This window comes from Spirosoma aerophilum (assembly GCF_054782495.1).
In genome coordinates this window covers 67340-89216 of sequence record NZ_BAAGSJ010000001.1, presented here as the reverse complement: position 1 = coordinate 89216, position 21877 = coordinate 67340, and the positions used below count along the sequence as shown (strand labels likewise).

Annotated in this window: 22 protein-coding genes; 9 read left to right on the top strand and 13 right to left on the bottom strand. The window is 49.4% G+C overall.

Translation table 11 applies throughout. The features are described from left to right. Positions 1-39 precede the first annotated feature (39 nt). Complete coding sequence (locus tag ACYVK4_RS00370; protein ID WP_461125497.1) at positions 40-1308, bottom strand: MFS transporter; 1269 nt, start codon at positions 1306-1308, stop codon at positions 40-42. A gap of 260 nt (positions 1309-1568) precedes the next feature. On the opposite strand from ACYVK4_RS00370, the gene ACYVK4_RS00365 reads away from it, so the two are divergent. Further along, positions 1569-2954 (top strand): hypothetical protein, encoded by a 1386-nt coding sequence (locus tag ACYVK4_RS00365; RefSeq protein ID WP_461125496.1) that lies wholly within the window; start codon positions 1569-1571, stop codon positions 2952-2954. A 41-nt stretch (positions 2955-2995) separates the two neighbouring features. Here ACYVK4_RS00365 and ACYVK4_RS00360 read toward each other — a convergent pair whose 3' ends face one another. The 6 genes from ACYVK4_RS00360 to ACYVK4_RS00335 all read right to left on the bottom strand — a co-directional run bounded on the left by ACYVK4_RS00360 (position 2996) and on the right by ACYVK4_RS00335 (position 6924). Further along, the gene (locus tag ACYVK4_RS00360) at positions 2996-3934 is read right to left on the bottom strand and encodes a hypothetical protein (RefSeq protein ID WP_461125495.1); all 939 of its coding nucleotides are present in this window, start codon (positions 3932-3934) and stop codon (positions 2996-2998) included. Between the two features lie 108 nt (positions 3935-4042). Next, positions 4043-4549 (bottom strand): NADH-quinone oxidoreductase subunit B, encoded by a 507-nt coding sequence (locus ACYVK4_RS00355; RefSeq protein WP_461125494.1) that lies wholly within the window; start codon positions 4547-4549, stop codon positions 4043-4045. 17 nt (positions 4550-4566) lie between these two features. Beyond that, entirely contained in the window at positions 4567-5073 is a 507-nt protein-coding gene (locus ACYVK4_RS00350; protein ID WP_461125493.1) for a hypothetical protein, read from the bottom strand. 17 nt (positions 5074-5090) lie between these two features. Beyond that, positions 5091-5558, bottom strand: a complete 468-nt coding sequence (locus ACYVK4_RS00345; protein ID WP_461125492.1) for an NADH-quinone oxidoreductase subunit A — start codon at positions 5556-5558, stop codon at positions 5091-5093. 22 nt (positions 5559-5580) lie between these two features. Then, positions 5581-6186: a porin family protein gene (locus ACYVK4_RS00340; RefSeq protein WP_461125491.1), complete on the bottom strand. Its 606-nt coding sequence runs from the start codon at positions 6184-6186 to the stop codon at positions 5581-5583. Positions 6187-6363: 177 nt separating this feature from the next. Further along, positions 6364-6924 carry a YqgE/AlgH family protein gene (locus tag ACYVK4_RS00335; protein WP_461125490.1) on the bottom strand — a complete coding sequence of 187 codons (561 nt, stop codon included), beginning with the start codon at positions 6922-6924 and terminating at the stop codon, positions 6364-6366. Positions 6925-7152: 228 nt separating this feature from the next. Between ACYVK4_RS00335 and ACYVK4_RS00330 the strand changes: the two genes are divergently transcribed. The 4 genes from ACYVK4_RS00330 (at position 7153) to ACYVK4_RS00315 (ending at position 11938) form a co-directional block, all read left to right on the top strand. Next, positions 7153-8388 (top strand): sulfite oxidase, encoded by a 1236-nt coding sequence (locus ACYVK4_RS00330; RefSeq protein WP_461125489.1) that lies wholly within the window; start codon positions 7153-7155, stop codon positions 8386-8388. A 58-nt stretch (positions 8389-8446) separates the two neighbouring features. Next, entirely contained in the window at positions 8447-8854 is a 408-nt protein-coding gene (locus ACYVK4_RS00325; RefSeq protein WP_461125488.1) for a hypothetical protein, read from the top strand. 46 nt (positions 8855-8900) lie between these two features. Continuing rightward, the gene (locus ACYVK4_RS00320) at positions 8901-10073 is read left to right on the top strand and encodes an LLM class flavin-dependent oxidoreductase (RefSeq protein ID WP_461125487.1); all 1173 of its coding nucleotides are present in this window, start codon (positions 8901-8903) and stop codon (positions 10071-10073) included. A gap of 74 nt (positions 10074-10147) precedes the next feature. After that, on the top strand, positions 10148-11938 hold the full coding sequence (locus tag ACYVK4_RS00315) for a sodium:solute symporter family transporter (RefSeq protein ID WP_461125486.1): 1791 nt from the start codon (positions 10148-10150) through the stop codon (positions 11936-11938). Here ACYVK4_RS00315 and ACYVK4_RS00310 read toward each other — a convergent pair. Next, positions 11926-12528, bottom strand: a complete 603-nt coding sequence (locus ACYVK4_RS00310; protein ID WP_461125485.1) for a DUF4230 domain-containing protein — start codon at positions 12526-12528, stop codon at positions 11926-11928. The two genes, ACYVK4_RS00315 and ACYVK4_RS00310, sit on opposite strands and share 13 nt — an antisense overlap. A 229-nt stretch (positions 12529-12757) precedes the next feature. Here ACYVK4_RS00310 and ACYVK4_RS00305 point away from each other — a divergent pair, with 229 nt between their 5' ends. Then, positions 12758-13360, top strand: coding sequence for an OmpH/Skp family outer membrane protein (locus ACYVK4_RS00305; RefSeq protein WP_461125484.1), 603 nt, complete (start codon positions 12758-12760; stop codon positions 13358-13360). A 113-nt stretch (positions 13361-13473) separates the two neighbouring features. Here the strand turns inward: ACYVK4_RS00305 and hemA are convergent, their stop codons facing one another. After that, entirely contained in the window at positions 13474-14757 is a 1284-nt protein-coding gene (gene hemA / locus ACYVK4_RS00300; protein WP_461125483.1) for a glutamyl-tRNA reductase, read from the bottom strand. Positions 14758-15107: 350 nt separating this feature from the next. Here hemA and ACYVK4_RS00295 point away from each other — a divergent pair, with 350 nt between their 5' ends. Beyond that, positions 15108-16301, top strand: a complete 1194-nt coding sequence (locus ACYVK4_RS00295) for a sensor histidine kinase (protein ID WP_461125482.1) — start codon at positions 15108-15110, stop codon at positions 16299-16301. A 14-nt stretch (positions 16302-16315) separates the two neighbouring features. On the opposite strand, the gene ACYVK4_RS00290 is transcribed toward ACYVK4_RS00295, so the two are convergent. Both ACYVK4_RS00290 and ACYVK4_RS00285 read right to left on the bottom strand, forming a co-directional pair. Then, positions 16316-16456 carry a hypothetical protein gene (locus ACYVK4_RS00290; RefSeq protein WP_461125481.1) on the bottom strand — a complete coding sequence of 47 codons (141 nt, stop codon included), beginning with the start codon at positions 16454-16456 and terminating at the stop codon, positions 16316-16318. Between the two features lie 181 nt (positions 16457-16637). Beyond that, a complete protein-coding gene (locus tag ACYVK4_RS00285) occupies positions 16638-17180 on the bottom strand; it encodes a hypothetical protein (RefSeq protein WP_461125480.1) in 543 nt (180 codons plus the stop codon). A gap of 38 nt (positions 17181-17218) precedes the next feature. Between ACYVK4_RS00285 and ACYVK4_RS00280 the strand changes: the two genes are divergently transcribed. Then, positions 17219-18385, top strand: a complete 1167-nt coding sequence (locus ACYVK4_RS00280; protein WP_461125479.1) for an acyl transferase — start codon at positions 17219-17221, stop codon at positions 18383-18385. Between the two features lie 127 nt (positions 18386-18512). On the opposite strand, the gene ACYVK4_RS00275 is transcribed toward ACYVK4_RS00280, so the two are convergent. Next, positions 18513-19664, bottom strand: coding sequence for a sigma-54-dependent transcriptional regulator (locus tag ACYVK4_RS00275; protein WP_461125478.1), 1152 nt, complete (start codon positions 19662-19664; stop codon positions 18513-18515). A gap of 362 nt (positions 19665-20026) precedes the next feature. Between ACYVK4_RS00275 and ACYVK4_RS00270 the strand changes: the two genes are divergently transcribed. Continuing rightward, the gene (locus tag ACYVK4_RS00270; protein ID WP_461125477.1) at positions 20027-20983 is read left to right on the top strand and encodes an alpha/beta hydrolase; all 957 of its coding nucleotides are present in this window, start codon (positions 20027-20029) and stop codon (positions 20981-20983) included. A gap of 34 nt (positions 20984-21017) precedes the next feature. Here the strand turns inward: ACYVK4_RS00270 and ACYVK4_RS00265 are convergent, their stop codons facing one another. After that, positions 21018-21545 carry a DUF2911 domain-containing protein gene (locus tag ACYVK4_RS00265; protein WP_461125476.1) on the bottom strand — a complete coding sequence of 176 codons (528 nt, stop codon included), beginning with the start codon at positions 21543-21545 and terminating at the stop codon, positions 21018-21020. Positions 21546-21877: the final 332 nt, after the last annotated feature.

Sequence of the window (21877 nt, the reverse complement as noted above, 5' to 3'; positions counted from 1 at the left end):
TCGTCCCTTTATTCCCTCTCGTCCCTTCTCCCTCTCAATTTACTCTTCTAAATAATCCAGATCCTTGCCGTGGGTTTCGGGGATGGTCAGGATGGAGTAGAAACCGAGAATAAAGCAGACCAGCCCGACAACGGCACCGGCGTTGATAATATCCAGCGATGGTTTAAGGGCCTGGTACGACAGGGTCATGGGAATGACCAGCCCGCGCACCATATTGGGAACTGTAGTGGCGGCTGTAGCGCGAATATTCGTCCCAAACTGCTCGGCACCAATGGTCACGAACATAGCCCAATATCCAATTCCGAAGCCCATTGCCAGGCAAAGCCCATACAGCATAGTGGCCGACTTGGTGCCGGTGAACAGATAGATCAGGCTGAAGACCAGCGCAACGGCCATTAGCAAGGCAACTCCTTTTTTGCGGGATTTGAGCGCATGGCTGATGAAGCCACTGGAAAGGTCACCCACGGCGAGGCCCACATAACACCACATAATGGCGAGGCCCGGCTGGATCTCCTCCGCAACGCCCAGCGCCTTCCCAAACTCGTTGCTGAACGTAGCCAGAATGCCGATCACAAACCAGGTGGGTAAGCCAATGCCAATGCACTTGATGTAGCGGCTAAACCGGTTGGCGTTGGTAAAAAAGGAAAGGAAGTCGCCCCGGTTGACGTGTTTCTGGTCCGTCACGTTTTTGAACATGCCCGATTCGACCACACCTACCCGCAGTAACAGCAGGCCGATACCTAAGCCGCCACCAACCAGAAAGGCTGTTTGCCAGTCGAACCATTTAACGGTAAAGTAGGCAACCACCGCGCCAAACAAACCAATACCCGCCACGAGCGATGTGCCAATCGCGCGCTTCTCTTTCGGCAAGACTTCGCTGACCAGCGTAATGCCCGCACCCAGCTCTCCGGCCAGACCAATACCCGCTACAAAGCGCATCAGGGCATAGTAGGTCGTCGGGTCCATGAACGTAACGTGCTTGATAAAGCCGCAGGCGATGTTGGCAATGGAATACGTAATGATGCTGCCAAACAGAACAGAAAGCCGTCCACGCTTGTCGCCAATGATACCCCACAGAATACCGCCCAGCAGTAGCCCACCCATTTGCCAGTTCAGGATACTGGCGCCCACCGTAGAGATCTCGTCGGGAGTGAGGCCAAGGTCTTTCAGGCTGGGTACGCGAACAATACCAAAAAGCAGCAGGTCATAAATATCAACAAAGTAACCCAGAGCGGCCACGATAACGGGCAGTCCAAACAAACTGGTATGAGAAGATGTCGGTTTAGACGAGACAGTAGGAACAGCCATACGGCAAAATCAAAGATTAAAGGGCGAAACAGTTCTGCAATTATACGAAATGACCAAAGAAGATTGTGTAGAAAGCGGTAGACAACGCGAATCATTATTCCAACCGCATACACGCCGAAGACGCACACGGTGTAGGTGGGCCTCATTAGATCAGAACAGCTCCCTTCTATTGGCTGTCAGGGACCAAACAACAAATGGGTTAACCGTGTCGATTAACAGGCAATCTATTAATTTTGACCAATTCATTTTTAAAGAGCTTGATGAAACTATCAACCGCTGAATCCAATCTATCGCATACATCTGTACATACTGACCGGAAAGCCTACCGTCAGTATTTTTTAACCAGTTGCCTTGTCTATCTAGTCATTGCCGCCGTACTCGCTGTTGTGGTTAAATGGGGTGTTATGGATGAGGATTTTCATATGGAGTCCAGCAAGCCTTTTGCCCGGTTTGGTGTAGACCTGGATACATTATACAATCATGTGCCCCCAACGGGGGTTTCCAGTCATATCTGGTTTGCCTTCTGGATGTGGCTGGTTCCCGGAATTACGTACGTTGGTCTGCGGTTAATCACCTGTGCGGTGCTGGCCTTGCTGGCCGTTTGGGCCTTTATGCATCTGCAAACACTTTCGACGGCTTTACAGAAGAAAGTGCTGGCAGCTACCTTATTTACATTGGCATTTCCCTACTTTTTTCTGAGCACCTCAACCGTCATGACGGAAGGGCCATCGTTTATTTTTCTGTTTACGGGATTGTTGTTCCTGTCTATTTCCCGTTTTCAGCGTTTGCTGCCTTTTTTTCTGGGTTGCCTGTTGCTGGGTATTACCACCATTTCCCGTTTCTATTACATTCCGCTGCTGCCAGCGCTGGCAGTGGTTCTTTTCGTTTCCGACTGGAAGGATTTTGTGCAGCAAGGCCTGAAAAGCCTAACAACCAACAAGGTGTTATTATACCTGTCCATAGCCGTAAGCCTGTTGCCTTTGGTGGGTTTGATCGTGTTGTGGGGCGGACTCACACCACCTGCTTTTCACCAATGGTCGAAGTTGCGATCGGGCGTTAGTTTTAATGCGTTCCGGCCGGTTTCTTCTCTGGCGCTGATTGGTATCTATATGGCACCGGCCGTGCTGGTCAATGCACAATGGCGATTGAAAGAAACCCGTTATGTACTCCTGTTTTCATTGGGGGTAAGCCTGGTACTGGCTGTGCTCAGAATTAATCTTTTCCACGATTCGTCGTCTGTGAATGACGTGTTCAGCGGCCCCATTGAACATACCCTGGCGTGGTTAACGGCGCACGGAAGCCTGGCGCTTTCATTGGGTATGTTTGTTATTTACACGTTAAGTCTGCTGAGTCTGGCATTTGTTACGGAGCGACTGATCGAGTATGGCCAACGAGGGGATTTTACGGATCGTGGTCTGGTGTTTTCAATCGTTTTTGTGATTGCCTTTTTCGTTTCGCAGGCGTTTGTTGGTGGGAATCACCCTTTTTTCGATCGGTACCTCGTTCATCCCTGGCCCTTCTTAGGCTACATACTTGCTGTATTTTTTCCTAAATTCATGAATCCCAGAACATATCTGGCGCTGGCCGCTTACACCGTTCTGTCGGTGATGATTCTGGCTAAATGGGGCATTCAGTGGAATTGGTAAGGTAGTGATCAGGTAACCGCTGTGTTTTGCCAACAGGCGTATCACTCAACAGGACTTAATGGGATTTCGCCATCTGACTCGTTCGCTGGAACAACCACAGGCACTGGCAGACTAACAGGAATGGGTTTAGGCAGCGTTTGATAACTTACGTAGGCGGTTCCTAACCACCAGACCTTTAAGCCAACACGGGCAAAAATCAGCGTTTGCTGAATGAGAAACAGGATGCTAATGGTCAGCCAGTTGCTGGCCGTAATGACTTCATCGAGCAGAAAGTAGATACCAAACAGGGCGGTTCCTAACAGAATCAGCAACCCGTAGAGACCAAACGTCCGGCCGGGATTCTGTAGGACGAGTCGACCGGCGCGGCCAAACGCCCGAAAAGCATTCGTTTCATCTTCCCGAAACATGATGACCTTGGCGTAATCGCCAATGCAGAGAAATAACGTGGCTGTCAGGGCAAACAGGGCAAAGAAGCCAGCCCCGATCCAGAACAGCCCGCGCTCGGTAAAGGAATCGTTTACGGCCACACTGACCAGAGAGCCAATAATCAGCCAGAGACCACCGCCCACGACCACAAACAGCAGGGTAACACCGAAGAGCCGCATAAACCTTCCCATATAATGCGCGCACCCCTGCCAGAAAAGGCCATTACTAAAATAGTTGTGGGGCTGGGAAAAGCGAAGCAGAATGCCACCCGCAAAAAAGACACTCAGCACCATGTATAACAGCCCTAACCAGCGCCCAACGCTCAAGAGAGGGGAGAGGGTCTGGGCGCTCCGATGCATGAAGTCTGAAAAAATGGTATAGTCAAACCCGTTCAGCAAATTCAAAAAAGCCATCGAATCCTGATCTTCTGCCTTAAGGGTGTTGTAAAAGGGTAGCGCAACGACTAATCCCAGAGCCAGTGTGACACCGTAAATCAGCCACAGAAGTCTGGACGACTGTAGCATTTGCCGGAAGGAGGTCTGGATTGAATTCACGTTTTTTAGATCAATGGTTCAGGGCTAGGGGTATCAGCTGGCTAAAAATCGTTCAACAGGCATTTTTAAGTTAATCGTAATCTCGCCAGGCGGCTAGCGTTCATATCCCTATTCTGGAAGAGCCTTCGTCGAAAGAGGGTGTTCGGTCCGTATCTTCTCCTGTAATTTCAGGAAGCCGTCAATGAGGGCTTCAGGACGCGGAGGGCAACCTGGTACATACACATCGACTGGTATAATTCGATCGACCCCTTTTACCACATGGTAGCCATGCTGCCAATAGGGGCCGCCACAGTTAGAACATGAGCCCATTGAAATAACGTAACGAGGTTCGGCCATCTGCTCGTAGAGACGGCGGATACGGTCGGCCATTTTAAAGGTAACCGTCCCCGACACAATCATAATATCGGACTGGCGGGGGGAAGGGCGCGGGAAAATACCGAACCGTTCGAGGTCGTAACTGGCCGCAAAGGCCTGCATCATTTCAATGGCACAGCAGGCAAGCCCAAAGCTCATGGGCCACATCGACTTCTCCCGCGACCAGTTGAGCAGGTCTTCGGAGTGCATCATGATTACACTGGCTTCACCGGTTTTATCACTTATTGATTGAGGTGTCATGGTTGTTCCTGATAAGTTTATGGCAAACGTTTAATCACGTCCTCCTGATAACGCGTCGTGAAGGGTTCCAGTTGCCGAAATAAGCTTTGTTCCGGGTTCGCAAACGCTACCGGTCGGATGACGATCTTCTTCAAATTACCAATGCCGGAGCCGACCAGCATACCGGCGGCCGCCCCACTGGCAGCCGCAAACGTGAGGGTGAGTCCATACGTAACAAGTGTACGCGCCTGATTGGTTTTCAACGACTGAAAAGCGGCAAAGCCTGTCACAAGTCCACCTATGCTGGCTCCCGTTATCAGCGCGTTCTTTTTACTGTTCCGGCGCAGTACCACTTTTTGTATGTCGCTTAAGGGTATAACCGCTCCGGGTAAGCTTTTCCCCAGGTATACGTTCGAATCGGTAATGTCGGACAGGAGTCCCCGATAGCGCTCTCCGCTTTTAGTAACGACTTTGATACGGTATACCGTTTCAAACGGTTGCTGAGCCAGTAGCGGGCCAGATAGCCACACAAATGAGCCTGCCAAGACAAGTATGCATTGCCTTACCGTTTGTAGCGCTCGTTTACCTGTTGGTATAATTGGGCGGGTACTTTGGTTTCTATCGATGGTACTTTAGGCTGTGGTTTTACCCAGTCAAGATAACCTTTTGCCCATACATAGGCAAGTCCCAGCGCAAGAACGACGACGAACAAAATGGCTTCGGTGAGCGCAAACCAACCCCACAGTCCCCCCGTTGCCTGAATAAATCGCTCCTGACCAAATACCGTAGCCCAGGGAAACAGAAAGACCAGCTCCACATCAAACAGCACAAAGACCAGGGCTACCACGTAAAACCGTATGTTGAACTGTATGTTGGCGTTACCAATCGGTTCTTCGCCCGACTCGTAGGTGCTGTTCTTTTCGATATTGGGCTTGTTAGGCCGTAATAAACGTGCCACAAAAAGCACGATCGCGATGAACGCAAACGCCCCCAGAATGAACAGCAGTATGATACCGAAATGGGAAAGCATGGTAACTATCTAGTCAATACATTTATTTCTTCTTTTTCGGGAAGAGATTATAGACGAGCGATACCTGTAGATTCCGGTTGTAGTAGGAAGCTGTTGCTTCGGGCGAAACATTGGTAAAGCCATATACATAGCGAACGTGCAGGCTAAACTTGTTCAGCATATCCAGAAAATCGTAGTGTACCCCAACGACCGCACCTATGTCATTTTGCGCGTTAGGACCGCTCGTTGCACTCTGGTTGAGGGCGTAGCTAAACTCGGGCCCCGCCTGAATCGTTAGTCCCTCGGTAGGTATGTAGCCGAGTAAAAGGGGCAGACTGGCGTAGTAGTAAGACTGCTTCGTGGTTGACCGGCCTCCCACCTGTTCCTGCTGGAATGTACCGCCTTTAACGGCCAGCAGCGCTTCTGGCTGGAGCACGACCTTATGATAACGGTAGCGGTACATAACACCCAGATGAGGCTCCAGCGATCGCTTGGGAATATTGACGCTTGTTCCTGAGATAGCGACCTGCGTGAACGAGGCCCCCACTTTAACGCCAAAATGGCCGCCCACCGGTTTATCACTTTGCGCCCACGTGAGCAGGGGAGAGGTTAATAAAGCAAATAAAAGTAGAAAACGATATGTATACATGCGGAACTGTTGGAAGGTCGTTAACCCTGCAATAACGATTTATCTCCGAAACGTCAGACTGCCCGGATTGCCGAACCGCCCGAACCGTCGGACCGCCCGAACCGTCGGACCGCGTAAAATTGGTGAAAAAAGTTAAGAAATGGCTGTTAAGATTCGTTAACTGGATGAGCGAGGCCGTTAATTGAGCCGCGGATCAACGGGATAATGAGCAATGGAGCGGTACTCACCTCCTTTGCGTTTCAGCACTTCGCGCCAGAATTCCGTCGTTGGCGTATCGAATAGGAAATCCGCTTTAATCCGGCTGATAATCCAGGCTTTCTGGGTCAACTCATTATCCAGTTGCCCTTCGTTCCAGCCTGAGTACCCGATAAAGAACCGGATGTCCCGCTCGGTAATGGTGCCCAGATTGACGGCCTGCTTGATCTGCTCAAAATCGCCACTCCAGTACAGGTCATCGACGACATGGATCGAATTATCGATCAGGTCGGGCCGACGGTGGATGAAATGCAGCGTATTCTGCTGAACGGGGCCGCCAACAAAGAGCGGTAAATCGGTATGAATATCCTCAATGACATCACTGAGGTGAATATCGGTTTTCTGATTCAGTACCAGCCCAAACGTGCCAACAGCATTATGCTCGCAAACGAGTACGACACTGCGTTCAAAGTTATTGTCGCCCATATAGGGTTCGGCAATTAATAAATCTCCATTTTTGACGGTTGGCGACGAGGTATTCATAAGGCATAAACAGTTAACGATCGATGTAGTAAAAACGCCATTTCAAGGCTGATATTGGTTAAAAACTGTTAAATACGCTATATCAGAAAGGAATAATGACCTTACGGCCTTTTACGACTGACGGCCGCTTCGTCACAAATGAAAGAACGTATATATTGCTTTGACCAGCTACCTATTTTTCGTCACTATTCGCCAACTTTGTCTACTCAAAAAAATCTAATTGAATCTATGCACGATCAGATTCACGACCGGCGCGGGTTTCTCCGGAAAAGTGCCCTGGCTACGCTGACAACCTTAGTGGGTACCCACGTTGTTTTCGCAGACCATATACCTGCGTTTTATACTCCTTTAGCTTTCGATTATGACCCGCTGAAAAGCAAAAGTCCCGATATGAAAGTGCTGGGCGATAAACCCTGGAACGTGGAGTCACCCATTCATTTGCTCGATGATGCGGTTACGCCCGTTGAGAAGATGTTTATCCGTAATAACGGCCTGATTCCGTCCGAACCAATTGACCCCGCCAAGTGGACGCTCACCATTAAAGGCGAATCGGTGAAGTCGACAAAAACTTATACGCTCAACGATCTTAAGAAAAAGTTCACCCCGCATACCTATCAGCTGGTGCTTGAGTGTGGCGGCAACGGTCGTGCGGGCTATGAACCCCAGACGACGGGCAACCCCTGGGATCAGGGTGCGGTAAGTTGTGCCGAATGGACGGGCGTTCGTTTAAAAGACATTCTGGCAGATGTCGGGCTGAAAGAAAATGCGGTTTACATTGGTTATTACGGTAAAGATCCCCATCTGAGCCAGGACCCCACCAAAGTGGCCATCTCCCGCGGGGTGCCCATCAAAAAGGCGCTGGAAAACGAAACGCTCATTGCCTGGGCCGTAAACGGTAAAGATATTCCACTGGAACATGGCCACCCGCTGCGGCTGGTCATTGGTGGCTGGCCCGCTTCGGTGTCGGGTAAGTGGCTGCATACGATAGCCGTTCGGGACAAAATTCATGACGGCGCTAAAATGGAAGGGCACAGTTATAAGATGCCCATCCGGCCCGTGCAACCCGGCGAAAAAATTGCCGAAACACCCGAGAACTTCCGCATCATTGAGTCGATGCCCGTTAAGTCGATGATCACCTACCCTAAGACCGGGGCCATGCTGGAAGGCCGGAAAACGCTGGAGCTACGGGGTCATGCCTGGGCGGGTGATAAGTCGGTTCAGGATGTTCAGACCTCAATCGACTACGGGGCCACCTGGCAGAAATGTAAACTTCAGGCACCCAAAAACCGGCTGGCCTGGCAGCACTGGACAACGGAGGTGACCTTTCCGCAAACGGGTTACTATGAAGTGTGGGTACGGGCAACCGATAGCAATGGGATTATGCAGCCCATGGTTATTCCGCAATGGAATCCCGGTGGGTATTTGAACAATGCCTGCCACCGCATAGCCGTAAAAGTAGCCTAATGCTCTCGCTTCCGGTCGACAGGAAAACAGTATATGGCTATAAAACAGACCGAACCAAATGAAAACAATAAAATCAGTTCTCTTCCTAACCGGCCTGTTGATCAGTCTGGTCAGCTTTCGGGCTGCCTACGGACCGATGCAGGCGAAGACGCAGGTGGTAAAGAGCGACACCGCCAGGATTGATCCCGAATCGGGAATGATCAATGACGCCAACCTGATGATGGTGAAAGCGCAGTGTACGGCCTGCCATTCGTCGAAGCTTATTCTACAGCACCGGTTTACCCGCGCGGGTTGGCAGGAGCGCATTCGCTGGATGCAGAAATACCACAAACTCTGGGATCTGGGCGAGTCAGAAAAAGTGGTGCTCGATTACCTCGAAAAGAATTACGGTCCACAAACCGCCGTTAACCTGAACACGTTCCGGCGTGCGCCATTGAAAGAGGTTAAGTGGTATAAGCTTCCCTAAATAGGTAAGGCTGACCCGGAGGGGTGGCTATAGAATTCGTTAGAATATGCTCAACGATCCGATAAATTCCGTACCTGTCCGAACCGAAAAACGAATCTGCGAAGTAGCCTGGTTCGATGATCTGTGCGGGGGTGATACGGCCTTTCTGGGTACCCTCGACCCCGACCGGCGCAGCAATTACGAACACTGTGCCGATATTATGAAAACGGCCGACCGCCTGGGTTTCGAGAATATCCTGTTACCCACATCCTATATTGTTGGGCAGGAAGTCATTCCCTTTGCGGCAGCAATGGCCCCTCAGGTCGATACTATCTCGATGCTGGCGGCTGTTCGTACCGGTGAGATTCACCCGCCTATGCTGGCCCGGCACATTGCCACCCTCGACCATTTGCTGAAGGGGCGGCTGACGATCAACATCATCAACTCCGACCTGCCCGGCTTAAAAGAAGATCACGAATTCCGGTACAAGCGCTGCGAAGAAGTGATTGAAATTCTGAAACAGGGCTGGACTCAGGATCGGATCGAGTTCGAGGGCGAGGTGTACGGAAAAATCAGCATGAAGGCCGACCCCGTAAAACCTTACCAGCAAAACGGTGGCCCTCTCCTCTACTTCGGCGGTATTTCGCCCGGCTCAAAGGAGGTGTGCGCCAAACACTGCGATGTGTTTTTGATGTGGCCCGAGCCGGAAGACAATATCTACGCGACCATGCAGGACATGAGCCAGCGGGCTGCCCGGCACGGCCGCACCATTGACTTTGGTCTTCGGATTCACGTGATTGTGCGCGAAACGGAGGAAGAAGCCAGGGCGTATACCAAAACGCTGATGTCGAAATTCGATGCGGCTGTAGGCGAACAGCTGAAAAACCGAACGCAGGATGCGCAGTCGGCGGGGGTGCTTCGGCAGAACGAACTTCGCGCCAACGCCGACCCCGACGATTTTGTTGAGCCCATGCTCTGGATGGGCATTGGCCGTGCCCGGTCGGGTTGTGGCGGGGCACTGGTTGGTACACCGGCACAAATCATCGAAAAGCTGAACCGCTACATGGACATGGGTATTCGGGCGTTTATCTTGTCGGGTTACCCGCTCCTTGAGGAATGCGAATTGTTTGGCCAGCATGTACTACCGCATCTGCCTAACGTAAAATTGTCGGTAGAGCAGGGCCGAACGCCCGCTACAACCCCCGTAACCCCACTTACCACCGGTGAGCTGCGGGTATAAAAGGCGATTAAGTTTAAGAATCATTACAAATCATAGTGATCATAAAAATCAGCCGTCTATTGTAAATCCCTGGAATGCTTCAATCGTTAAGTACCGTAGATCTGGTTGTTGTCGTTTTGCTGCTGCTGTTTCTAGTAACGGCCAGTATGTATTCCAGCGTCAAAAAGAAAAGCTCCGAAGAGTACTTTATGGCGGGCCGCTCGCTGAAATGGTACTCCGTGGCGGGGTCCATTTTCGGTACGAACATCCACGCTCAGCAAATTATCGGCATGATGGGCGTGGGCTACTCGATTGGGTTTGTCCAGAGCCATTATGAAGTATGGGCGGTACCTGCCATTCTGGTTCTCGTCTACATTTTTATTCCCATCTACCGGAAACGGCAGTTCTTTACCCTGTCGCAGTTCCTCGAAAACCGCTACAGTAGTCAAACCCGTCTGGTTTACACGGTGCTGATGATTGCGTTCATCATGATTCAGCTCATTGGCGGGTTTTATATCGGGAGCCGGACGCTGGGCATTCTGTTTCAAGGCACCAGCTGGGAACCGACGTACCTACAAGGTATTCTGGTGATTGCCGCTGTGACAATCCTGTTTACGGTCTTTGGCGGGATGGAATCGGTGGTGATTGCCGATAATATCCTGACGGTGGTCATGATCATCTCGGTGTTGCTTATTGGCACCTTGACTTATATGCAGCCCGAAATTGGTGGTCTCACCGGATTGCTCAAGCTGGATCATGCCGATGCCAACAAAATGCATCTGTATCTCCCGGCGAATCACCCGAAGCTGCCCTGGCTGGGCATTTTTACCGGTCTCACGATTCTGAACTTCTTTTACTGGACAACCAATCAATATCAGGTGCAACGGGTGTTGGCCGCTCAAACGGAACGGGATGCCAAACTCGGCTCCATCGTTGCCGGGTTCCTGAAACTGATCATCCCGTTCTTCTCCATTGGTGCCGGAACAGCCGCTTTTTATCTGTTCAGAAGCCGGTTTGGCGAGAATACCATCAAACCCGACGATACGTTTCTGATGCTGCTGAAAACCGTGGTGCCGGTGGGCTATGGCTTTGTGGGACTGATATTAGCCGGGCTGATGTGCGCGATCTTTTCGGCTATTTACTCGATGATGAACTCCGTTTCGACAATGCTGGCTTATGATGTCTATCGCAAATACATAAAAACCAATGCGTCAGATCGACTGACGGTTCGGTTTGGGCAGGCGGGGGTTTTTTTGATGTGCGCCATTGCCACGGGGCTGGCTTACTCCACCTTCGACCCCAATTCGTCGGACAACTTCTTTCTGATTCTGGCCAATCAAACCTCGTATTTGAAGCCCGGTCTGGTCGTTGTCTTTTTCTGGGGTGTACTCTGGCAAAAGACTAATCCGAAGGCGGCTGTCATTGTGCTCATTAGCTCGCCCCTCATTGGCTTTGGCTGCGACTGGCTGTACGACCATGTGCTGGTTAACTCGGCCTGGGTACGCGATACGTTTGGCGAAACACTCAATTTCCTGTACCGTGTTTTCCTGATCTTTGTGATTGGGTCGGTGATGATTGCGCTGTTGAGCATGTACTTCAACCATCGGACCGGGCAAGTGAAAACCCACGACATGACCGTTTCCGTGCATGGCATCGGCAGCGCTTTACTCCGGTTTTTGGCCATCCAGTTGCCCATTTTCGCTCTTGTGTTCCTGAATATTCTATCACCACAGCAAGCGGCCATTCCGGCTGCCGGCCTCACATTTGCTTTGTTTACGTGGTACATGAAACGGGAGAGCGACCCGGTTCCTTTCTATCAGTCCGACATTTTCTACGCGGGTTTATTAACCAGTGCCATGATGTGGATCATGTACTATTTTGCTTGATCCTGAAACGTTAGGCCCACTTTTCTGCCCGAAATGCGCTCCAGTAGCGGCCGAAGTAGCTGGGTGGCATTTTGCCGGGCCTGGTCGAGAATACCACCGTTCAGCGCTGATTGTTTTACCTGCTGTTCGGCCTTTTTGTAAGCGTCGCTCACCAATTGTGTATCGTTCAGAAAGGAGAATCGGGTATCGTACACCCGCGATCGCTCGTGGTTTATCTTCCAGCTGCAGAGTTCCGGTTTCGGGAGGTTGACCGTAACCGAATCGCCGTCGGTCGCAATGTCATCGAGCCTAATCCGGGTCAGGTCGATACAGCCCGTTGCTTCACCTTCCACGATCAGAATGGCGTTGGCATTGGGCAGAAAGGTATTTACCTGTTCATGCTCGACAATGTCTTTGAAGGTGTATTTAACCGTTTCCAGTTTTCCCAGGGCCTTCACCTCTTTAAGCACGATGCTTTGCGTGGTGGAATCGCCCCGCCGAAATCGGCTCATAAAGGTATTGCCGCGAATCTGTTCCCAGATGGCAATCAGGCCGGCAACCAGCAGAGCAATAAAGAACAGGCGGAGGAAGGTATTTAACAGTCGGGACATGGTTTATCTGAAACGTAATCAGTTATAAACGCCTGTTGTATTGGCGTATGGATTGATGGGTAGGGAAAGGTGGTATCTGGATGGGTTCAACTTAATACTATTTAATGAATCAATGCGCGATCCTATCACTAAATTTGACGCTTTACTCCCGCTACTTTTATGGCTTTGTGCGTATACAACGCAAATTCAGTAGTACACTTGTCTTATTTGGAACAAACCTATCAGATACATGAAGAATACGTTTATTTACACGCTTGCCGGACTTTTGTTAGTAGCTTGTTTGAATGCAAACGCCCAAATGGTAAAAATAGGTTATACACGAGTTGATTATATCCTGTCTCAAACGCCCGAAAATCAGCTAATAACCACCCTCTTATCAAAGCAGCAAACGCAGACGCAAAATGAGCTTAAACGGATGCAGCAAGAGTTTCAGGACAAGTATGCCCTGTATCAAAAAGGTGCGGCCCAAATGACAGACATTATCCGAAAGGATAGAGAAACCGAATTGCAGGGCTTGCAAGCACGTATGCAGGAGTTTAGCCGGTCCTCCGACGAAGCCATACGGAATAAATACAAGCAATTGGTCGAACCAACCATTACCAGGATCCAGCAGGCCATTGATTCGGTTGCCAAACAAAATGGGTACACCCACATCCTGAACACCGGCAGTTCGTCCGATATACTCTACGTGGCTCCTGAAAATAATATTACCGATTTGGTTCTTAAGCATCTGGACATTACACCCGGTCAACCGGTAGGGAAGCCAGTCGCCAAACCTGCTCCCTCAACTTCTGCCAAGCGAGTAGCCCCCAAAACGGTTAAAAAGAAATAGACCGTAGCGCCTTTGACAAACTCTGCATCATGCGGACTACCTATCACTTTTAGCACACAAAAAACGCCCGACTCATCGCTGAGTCGGGCGTTTTAATTACGAAAAAGTAATGATCAATATGTATGTTTCTGTTCGTCGACGGACTGTTTCTCCAGATCGAATAAATCATTGAGTACATCGATCAGTGTTTCGGCTTCACCCCGTTTGCAGGCGGCTTTCAGTTGAAGAACAGGTAGTTTAATGATCTTCTGCATGATGCCCCGCGTAATTTTGTCTACTTTTTCAGACTCGCTGGGGGTCAGATGCTTCAGGTGACGGGCAATCTCATCGCGACGAATCTGCTCGAGGGCGTTTTTGAGTTTGTTGATCGTTGGTGAAACGACCATTTCTTTCGACCAGTCACCAAACTCGGCGACGGCCTGTGTCACAATGGCTTCTACCTGCGGAATGGCCGCCATGCGCTGGTTCAGGGCTTCGTCGGCACGGTTACGGATGTGGTCGATGTTGTAGACCAGCACACCCGGAATCTGCTCAACGGCCGCATCGACGCTGCGGGGTACAGAGAGGTCGATAAAATATTTGAACGTCAGTACGTTTACGTCTTTCAGTAGGGTAGGAGTAATGAGCGGCTCATCGCGCATAACGGATGAGATAATCACATCGGCCCGCCGGATTTCTTCCGTCAGGTTGGCGAAGTCAGCCACCCGGAAACCGTATTGGCTGGCCAGATCGTCGGCTTTCGATTGAGTACGGTTGCAAAGGGTGATATTTGTCAGATTCCGGGCTTCGAGGTTTTTACAGACGTCGGTTCCGATCTCGCCCAAACCAATTACCAGCACACTCGGATTCTGCTTCTCACCGATCAACTCGTCGATCAATTCGACGGCGGCATAGGATACCGATGCGGCTCCATCGCGGAACGGCGTTTCCTGAGCTACCCGTTTGTTGGTAAAGAAAATGGTGTGCATCAACCGGTGCAAAAATGGACCGGCCATATCTAAATCCGCCGACCATTGGTACGATTGCTTTACCTGGTTGGGAATCTGCATATCGCCCACCACCTGCGAGTGCAGGCCTACGCATACTTCGAACAAATGCCGAACAGCCTCATCATGGACCCCGTAAAACTGGAAATAAGGCAAATACGCATCGGTATCGGTCAGCCCTTTCTCAATGAGCAGCAGCTTGGCGATATCCGCGTTCAAATCCTGTTCAAAGGCGTAATAGACTTCAGTACGGTTGCAGGTTGAAATAACAAGCAAGTCTGTCAACCCAAAAAAATCCCGAAGCCGCAGCATGAGCCGCTTGGCTTCGTCTTCGTTAAGTGCAATTAGTTCACGCACCTGAAGAGGTGCCGTTTTATACGATAAACTAATTGTTTTGAAGGTGTCTAACATTGTGGTAAATCACGCAAATTGGCCAGTAGCCTTTACAAAATTACGGCATTATTGTCGGACATAGACATACTTGATACAAACGGATTTGCTATTTGGAATTCGTCTAAATAATCGCCTGAATTCTTTGCTCAATCCTATTCATATTAGTAACGTCAGTGATCGATTGGAGGTTCGGTTGTGTACAATTAAACCGCATTTATCGTTTACCTGATATAGAAGTTAATTTAGGAGTAGACAGATCAGTTGATTGAAGGTTTAGTTGCCTGATAGCGTTAATTTTGTAACACCACACAAGCTTCTTTTAGGCAAAGGTCTATTTGGTCCGATAAGCAAAAAAGTGGCAAGACGATATGCTGAAGTCATTTGATATTTATAATCAGAATAACGTTCTGAAAATTATTGTTGCTCTCAACCTGCTGCTTGTCGGGACGGGGTCACTACTCTACACCAATCGACTCATTTCCAAGCTGGAAGATCGTGAAGAGCAGTATGTGCAGTTGTATGCTAAAAGCATTGCTTACCTATTCGACAGTAGGCACGATAACTCCGGCGACTTGAACTTTGTGACAAGCGAGATTTTACAGGCAAATAAGTCAGTTCCTGCTATTTATGTCAATCCTGATGGGCAAATTGCCATGCCTTTGAATATTACTGTACCGACTGATAAGACGCCTGAGGAGGTACAGCAGTTTTTGCGCGAAATGATTGTTGATATGCGTAAAAACCATAAGCCAATGCTTGTTGATATCAGCAATAACGAGCGTGGTCTGGTGTACTACAACAACTCCAACCTGTTACGACAACTTACCTATTTTCCATACGCTCTTCTTACGATTCTGGCTGCATTGAGTGTGCTGGCTTATCTGGCATTCAGCTCTTCGCGAAGAGCTGAGCAAAACCGAGTCTGGGTTGGCCTGGCGAAGGAAACGGCCCACCAGTTAGGTACCCCCATGTCGTCGCTGATGGCCTGGGTGGAGTATATGCGCTCCGACCCTGACCAATTTGATGGATCTATTACCGACGAAATAGAAAAAGACGTTCAACGGCTGGAAACGATTACGGCGCGGTTTTCCAGTATTGGCTCTGTGCCCACATTAAAAGAGGAAAATGTGAATGATGTGGTTCGTCAGTTTACAGATTACCTCGCGAAACGTATTTCGACTAAAGTCAAGATGAGCGTTACGAGCCAGTTACCGCCGAACCAGGTTGTGAAAATTAATAAATTACTGTTTGAGTGGGTCATCGAGAACATCTGTAAAAATGCTGTCGACGCTATGAAAGGTGTTGGGGAGTTACGGCTGAATATGCTTCAGCTACCACATGATGAAGTGGCCATTGACATCACAGATACCGGTAAAGGAATCTCGAAAGCGAATATGCAAAAAGTATTTTCGCCGGGTTTCAGTACTAAGAAAAGGGGCTGGGGATTAGGCCTTACCCTGGCCAAGCGTATCGTTGAAGAATACCACAACGGGCGGCTTTATGTTAAAAGCTCAGAAGTTGGCAAAGGAACTACCTTCCGGATTATTTTAAATAGAAAATAACTGACTTGGTTCAGTTAGGCAAATGTGCCGAATCCATCAGTGCTCGAACCGGTTTTCAACGTTAGCTTTTTCACATTACCTAAAAGTTTGAGTGTTGGTGGGGTGTACTTTGTTTTAGTAAATGCAGGTGCATTTTTTTTCGTTGCTTTCTTCATGGTACACTCAATCAATGTAGTTTGCTAAATGGCCGGATTCTGTGCATGTCACTTTTAACTGCAAATATATGTACAAAACTGGTTTTAGGAAATACGCAGGTCAACTGACCCATACCAACAGCGGGTGCATCATTCCGGAATGATGCACCCGCTGTTGGTATGGGTCAGTTGAAAAGAGCGGTTAATTGCTCCAGGGAACCGATATAGAATCGGTTTCAACAATATTGCTCGTGTTTAGACTTCGGTCTCTGATTTCAACCTGGAACTTGGTGGGGTAAAGCTTAAAACTTGTACCGTACTGAAAGATCTGATTGAAGTCTAACGAGCCTTCAATAGCTCCTTTGGGTTTTCCCTTTGTGAGGTCTGGGATATAAAGAGTGTTGTTGACCGGAAGGATTATCTCTTCGTATTTCCTGTTGATAAAGCGGAAGGTACGAATCCGATAACTACCCCACCTTCCATTCGACTGGTACAAAGCAGAGTCAGTTTTTGCCAGTGGGATGCTGTTGCCAATATTGCCATCGCCATCTTTGAAGCCAATGGTAATAACAACGGAATCCCGCTTTCCTTTTCCGACTCCTCTACCCGCTTCAATGGTGTATTTAAACATTCCTTTGTAGTCAATCGCAGGAGTATCGGAGTAATTTGGTTCGTTGAAACAGGACGATAGAGCCAGAGCTATCCCTACTACGAAGATATACGGTTGAATTAGTTGCCGTCGCATACTGTTGTACTCGTTGTGCAATAAACGCTTTTATTATTTTGTCATTCTTATCAACACTCTCGGCCGAGACTACTGCACTTCGGCAATCACTTCGGCAACAGATACTAACGCTTAGCGCCAACTTACCCAATCGGGATGTATTCGACGCGTTGGCGCTGGCTGTTTTTCGCTATCAGGCGAGTTATAATCCCGTTTACTCAGCATACTTACACTGCCTCAATGTTCAGCCTGAGAAAGTTACTGATTTACGTCAGATTCCGTTTATGCCGATTGGTTTTTTTAAAAAGCACCCAATCCTGACGGGTGCTCCTGCCAATCCGATACCCGAACAACTCAATAAGCTATTAACATTTGCCAGCAGTGGTACTACCGATCGCCGGGTTGGCCCCGTTGTGACCAGCCAGCATTTTGTGCCGGACCCTGCCCTTTATGAGGCCGTCAGCCTCGGAATTTTTGAGCAAACGTATGGCCCGCTCAGTAATTTCCACATTCTGGCACTGCTGCCTTCTTACCTTGAACGAAATAACTCGTCGCTGGTGTATATGGTTCAGCAATTTATGGACAAGAGCGCGCTTTCGAATACTGGCTCAAACCTGTCGGGGTTCTTTCTTGACAACCACCAGGAACTGACTCAACGACTGCGACAACTGGCCGAACGGCCTGACCAAAAGCGGATTCTTTTGATTGGCGTTACGTTTGGCTTGCTTGACTGGGCTGAATCAGAAGCTGATCTGTCATTTCTGGGCCAACTGCCCGGCCTGGTCGTTATGGAAACGGGTGGTATGAAAGGCCGTCGGAAAGAATTGCTGCGCGAAGAAGTGCATGACATTCTAACGAGCCGATTAGGTGTCAGCGCCATCCATTCCGAGTACGGCATGACGGAATTGCTTTCGCAGGCATACTCGGCAGGCAATGGCGTTTTTGCCCCCAGTTCAACGTTCCGTATCCTGCTCCGCGATATTAACGACCCATTTTCGATCTACCCTGATCTACCCATCCAGACCGATTCTAGAGGGAGGGGGGCACGCCAAACGGGCGGTGTTAATGTTATCGATCTGGCTAATCTGGATTCCTGCTCTTTTATCGAAACGCAGGATCTAGGCCAATATGTTAGCGACGAAGAGGCAGTCCCGTCAGAAAACTTTCGGATTATCGGGCGTTTCGATAATTCAGACGTACGGGGTTGTAATCTGATGACTATCTAGACTGCATGGTCGACCCCGCCGGATTTAGTTGATTTACGGATTAATCTGATTTTCAAAAGCTGGCTTTCTATACAGGCAAAATCAGGCCAATCAACTAAATCCGGCGGGGCCGTCTGTGCGGTTATAGCTACGCGTACAACTTCACATCGTCCAGCATGATTTCATCGCCACACATGATCACCAGGCGCTCGATGACGTTGCGCAGTTCGCGCACGTTACCCGTCCAGGGCAGCGATTGCAGGTAGTTCATGGCTTCGGGCGTCAGGTCCTTTGCGGGGGCACCATATTCAGTGGCTATATCGTGAAGGAATTTATCGGCCAGCAGCGGAATGTCACCCCGCCGTTCGGTGAGGGGGGGGACATGAATCATAATTACACTGAGTCGGTGAAACAAATCCTCCCGGAAGTTGCCGTTCACGATTTCCTGCCGCAGGTCTTTGTTGGTAGCGGCAATAACCCGTACGTTGACTTTAATTTCTTTATCGCCACCAACACGGGTAATTTTACTTTCCTGCAAAGCCCGAAGCACTTTAGCCTGCGCCGATAAGCTCATATCGCCAATCTCGTCCAGAAAGAGCGTACCCCCATCGGCCTGTTCAAATTTGCCGACGCGTCGGGCCGCTGCACCGGTAAAGGCACCTTTTTCGTGACCAAAGAGTTCACTTTCAATGAGTTCGCTGGGGATGGCGGCACAGTTTACTTCGATCAAAGGCTGATTGGCCCGGCTGCCTTTTTCGTGAATCTGTTTGGCAACCATTTCCTTTCCCGACCCGTTGGCGCCCGTTACGAGGACCCGTGCTTCGGTAGCTGCCACCCGATTGATTGTATCTTTAACCTTCTTGATCGAGTCGGATTCACCAACGATCTCGTTCAGTTTATAGATTCGTTTCTTAAGCGTTTTGGTTTCCTGAACCAGCTTGGATCGTTCGATCGCATTTCGAACCGTGATCAGCAGGCGGTTCAGATCGGGTGGTTTGGTGATGAAATCGAAAGCGCCACGTTTGGTTGCTTCTACTGCGTTTTCGACGTTACCATAGGCAGAGATCATGATAATCTGCGTGCTCTTTTCGGCTTCGTTGACCTTCATGAGCAGTTCCAGCCCATTAAGCTTCGGCATTCGAATGTCGCACAGGGCTACGTCGTAGCTTGTCCGCATAATCATGTCCAGTCCTTCTTCGCCGTCTTTCGCTTCGTCAACATCGTAGCCTTCATACTCTAAAATATCGCGTAGAGCCGCCCGAATAGGTTTTTCGTCGTCCACGATAATCAGTTTGGCCATACAACAGGGGTAGATTTGAACAATGGAATTTTAAGTAAAAAGTTAGGTGTTACGATCCAGTAGATCGCCAGTGCGACTTTTTTGTTAGTAAATTACTGATGACTAGCTGGTTACTAATAAATCAATGACATATAAACAATTCAGCACTACCTAGTGTAGCCCGAAAATAGGGGATTTTGCATCGGCATGCGTTATCCACGAGCCGAAATTTGATAAAATCTCCTTTCTTTTTCACAAACTGACGCAATAGAACACGTTTAGACCATCTTTGTACGTACTAGTATAGGATAACACCGATCCCCAAGTGAGTTCGTTCGAACGCGCAAACCATAGGTTATACTGACTGTATGTTTCATCCTGTTATGAAGGTTCTATCTATACGCAATCTGCTGCTTTTTTCAGGGCTGGCCCTTTGGTTAACAACGGCTTCGGGGCAGTCCCGCCGACGGGCGCAGCTGACGGCTCCGCAAACCAATGGCCCCGTTCCGGTAGTATCAGCCCCGCAGGCCCGCTTGCTGGAGAGTTTGATTATGAACAGCTCGCTCCTGAATCAGGCCCTTAAGTTCTCGATTTATTTGCCGCCCGACTATTACGTTTCCAACCGGCGTTATCCGGTGGTTTATCTGCTTCATGGATACGGAGATAATGAGACCAGCTGGGTACAGTTTGGCGAGGCCGATCGTATTGCCGATGAGGGCATTAAAGCCGGTGAGTTGCCGCCAATGATTATCGTTATGCCTAACGGAGGAGCCAGTTGGTTCGTAAACGACTATCAGAACAAGGTGCGTTACGAAGATATGTTTGTGCAGGAGCTGATTCCACACATCGACTCGATGTTTCGTACCCGTACCCAGCGCGAATTCAGAGGTGTTTCGGGTTTGTCGATGGGTGGCTTTGGTTCGCTGGCCCTGGCTATGCACCACCCCGAACTGTTCGGTTCGTGTGCTGCTTTAAGTGCGGGTATTCGAACCGATGAAGGCTTTAAAAGTATTCCTGATGAGCGATACAACCTCGTTTTTGCCCCGGTTTTCAGCGGTCCCGCCAAAGGCGACGAACGGCTGACAATTACCTGGAAACGCAACAGTCCCATTACATTGGCCAGGTCGGCTCCGGAAAAAGACCTTTCCAATGTGCGGTGGTACATCGACTGTGGCGACGATGATGCCCTGACCGTTGGCAACGCCATGCTGCATCTGGCCCTGCTCGATCGTAAGATTCCGCACGAATACCGAGTGCGGGATGGAGGACATACCTGGTCATACTGGCGCACCGGCCTGCCCGATGCGCTCAAGTTTTTGGCTACAAGTTTTCAACGTTAATGGCTACCGCACGACCTCGGTAGGTGTAACCCCGTTATCGTTTCTGGATCGGAATAATGGCTTCTGTTTCGTCCCACGCCAGCACCATATCGGTGCCGCTGGCCGAAGGCCTGAACGTTATATAAAACTGCTCGGCTTTGGGGCTATGTTTTTGTGAGACAACAGGTACCCGCAAAATGTCTTTTGTCTGGTCGTAGTTGGTGCCCCATTGACCGGTTTCGCGGTTAAAAATGGCGATCCAGCCGTTTTGCGACGGAATTGTCCACAAGGAATATTCTCCTTTGTCAAGCGGTTGCCCGGCCACAACAATATTCTGATCGAAGTCGACAACGGTAGCTTCATTGGCACCCGTACGCCAAACTTCGCCGTAAGGCACCAGGCCGCCAAAGATCTTGCGCCCTTTTTTATACGGCTGGCAATAGTCGACCTTTATTTTCAGGCCGTTCTGGTCGATTTGTGCAATGGCCTCGGGGCTGCCGGATTTAGTCCAGCTGCGCAGCGAAAAGAAGCCAACAAGGGCTATAGCGGCAATAACACCGAGAATGATAAGAATTCGTTTCATGGGTAATTAGTGGTTTTACACAGACAGAATGCAAGGTATGAAGATTTTGTAACTTGCAAACTTCCCTTATGTTCCTGCAAAACCGTAATGTTCTGAATCCATTACCCACCTGTTTAACCAGGTCCGGGCAAGGGCGAAACGGATTCCTTTGATGACTTTGGGAAAAGGTAGCTTACAAAATATAGATAAGTCCCTTGTGTTGAAGTCAAAGAAAAATCACGTCCACTACATACATGTAGGTAATGAACGTGATTCTGAGAACAGCTGGAAAAAACATAACCGTATTCCGATACCCACTTATGTGCGCTGATTTCCGTAAAAACGGGACAGGG

Coding starts and splice junctions, on each gene's coding strand:
- ACYVK4_RS00310 (WP_461125485.1), bottom strand. CDS start 12,528: ATGTCCCGACTGTTAAATACCTTCCTCCGCCTGTTCTTTATTGCTCTG.
- ACYVK4_RS00275 (WP_461125478.1), bottom strand. CDS start 19,664: ATGGCCAAACTGATTATCGTGGACGACGAAAAACCTATTCGGGCGGCT.
- ACYVK4_RS00370 (WP_461125497.1), bottom strand. CDS start 1,308: ATGGCTGTTCCTACTGTCTCGTCTAAACCGACATCTTCTCATACCAGT.
- ACYVK4_RS00285 (WP_461125480.1), bottom strand. CDS start 17,180: ATGCGACGGCAACTAATTCAACCGTATATCTTCGTAGTAGGGATAGCT.
- hemA (WP_461125483.1), bottom strand. CDS start 14,757: ATGTTAGACACCTTCAAAACAATTAGTTTATCGTATAAAACGGCACCT.
- ACYVK4_RS00330 (WP_461125489.1), top strand. CDS start 7,153: ATGCACGATCAGATTCACGACCGGCGCGGGTTTCTCCGGAAAAGTGCC.
- ACYVK4_RS00270 (WP_461125477.1), top strand. CDS start 20,027: ATGAAGGTTCTATCTATACGCAATCTGCTGCTTTTTTCAGGGCTGGCC.
- ACYVK4_RS00320 (WP_461125487.1), top strand. CDS start 8,901: ATGCTCAACGATCCGATAAATTCCGTACCTGTCCGAACCGAAAAACGA.
- ACYVK4_RS00290 (WP_461125481.1), bottom strand. CDS start 16,456: ATGAAGAAAGCAACGAAAAAAAATGCACCTGCATTTACTAAAACAAAG.
- ACYVK4_RS00335 (WP_461125490.1), bottom strand. CDS start 6,924: ATGAATACCTCGTCGCCAACCGTCAAAAATGGAGATTTATTAATTGCC.
- ACYVK4_RS00325 (WP_461125488.1), top strand. CDS start 8,447: ATGAAAACAATAAAATCAGTTCTCTTCCTAACCGGCCTGTTGATCAGT.
- ACYVK4_RS00295 (WP_461125482.1), top strand. CDS start 15,108: ATGCTGAAGTCATTTGATATTTATAATCAGAATAACGTTCTGAAAATT.
- ACYVK4_RS00305 (WP_461125484.1), top strand. CDS start 12,758: ATGAAGAATACGTTTATTTACACGCTTGCCGGACTTTTGTTAGTAGCT.
- ACYVK4_RS00340 (WP_461125491.1), bottom strand. CDS start 6,186: ATGTATACATATCGTTTTCTACTTTTATTTGCTTTATTAACCTCTCCC.
- ACYVK4_RS00265 (WP_461125476.1), bottom strand. CDS start 21,545: ATGAAACGAATTCTTATCATTCTCGGTGTTATTGCCGCTATAGCCCTT.
- ACYVK4_RS00355 (WP_461125494.1), bottom strand. CDS start 4,549: ATGACACCTCAATCAATAAGTGATAAAACCGGTGAAGCCAGTGTAATC.
- ACYVK4_RS00345 (WP_461125492.1), bottom strand. CDS start 5,558: ATGCTTTCCCATTTCGGTATCATACTGCTGTTCATTCTGGGGGCGTTT.
- ACYVK4_RS00365 (WP_461125496.1), top strand. CDS start 1,569: ATGAAACTATCAACCGCTGAATCCAATCTATCGCATACATCTGTACAT.
- ACYVK4_RS00315 (WP_461125486.1), top strand. CDS start 10,148: ATGCTTCAATCGTTAAGTACCGTAGATCTGGTTGTTGTCGTTTTGCTG.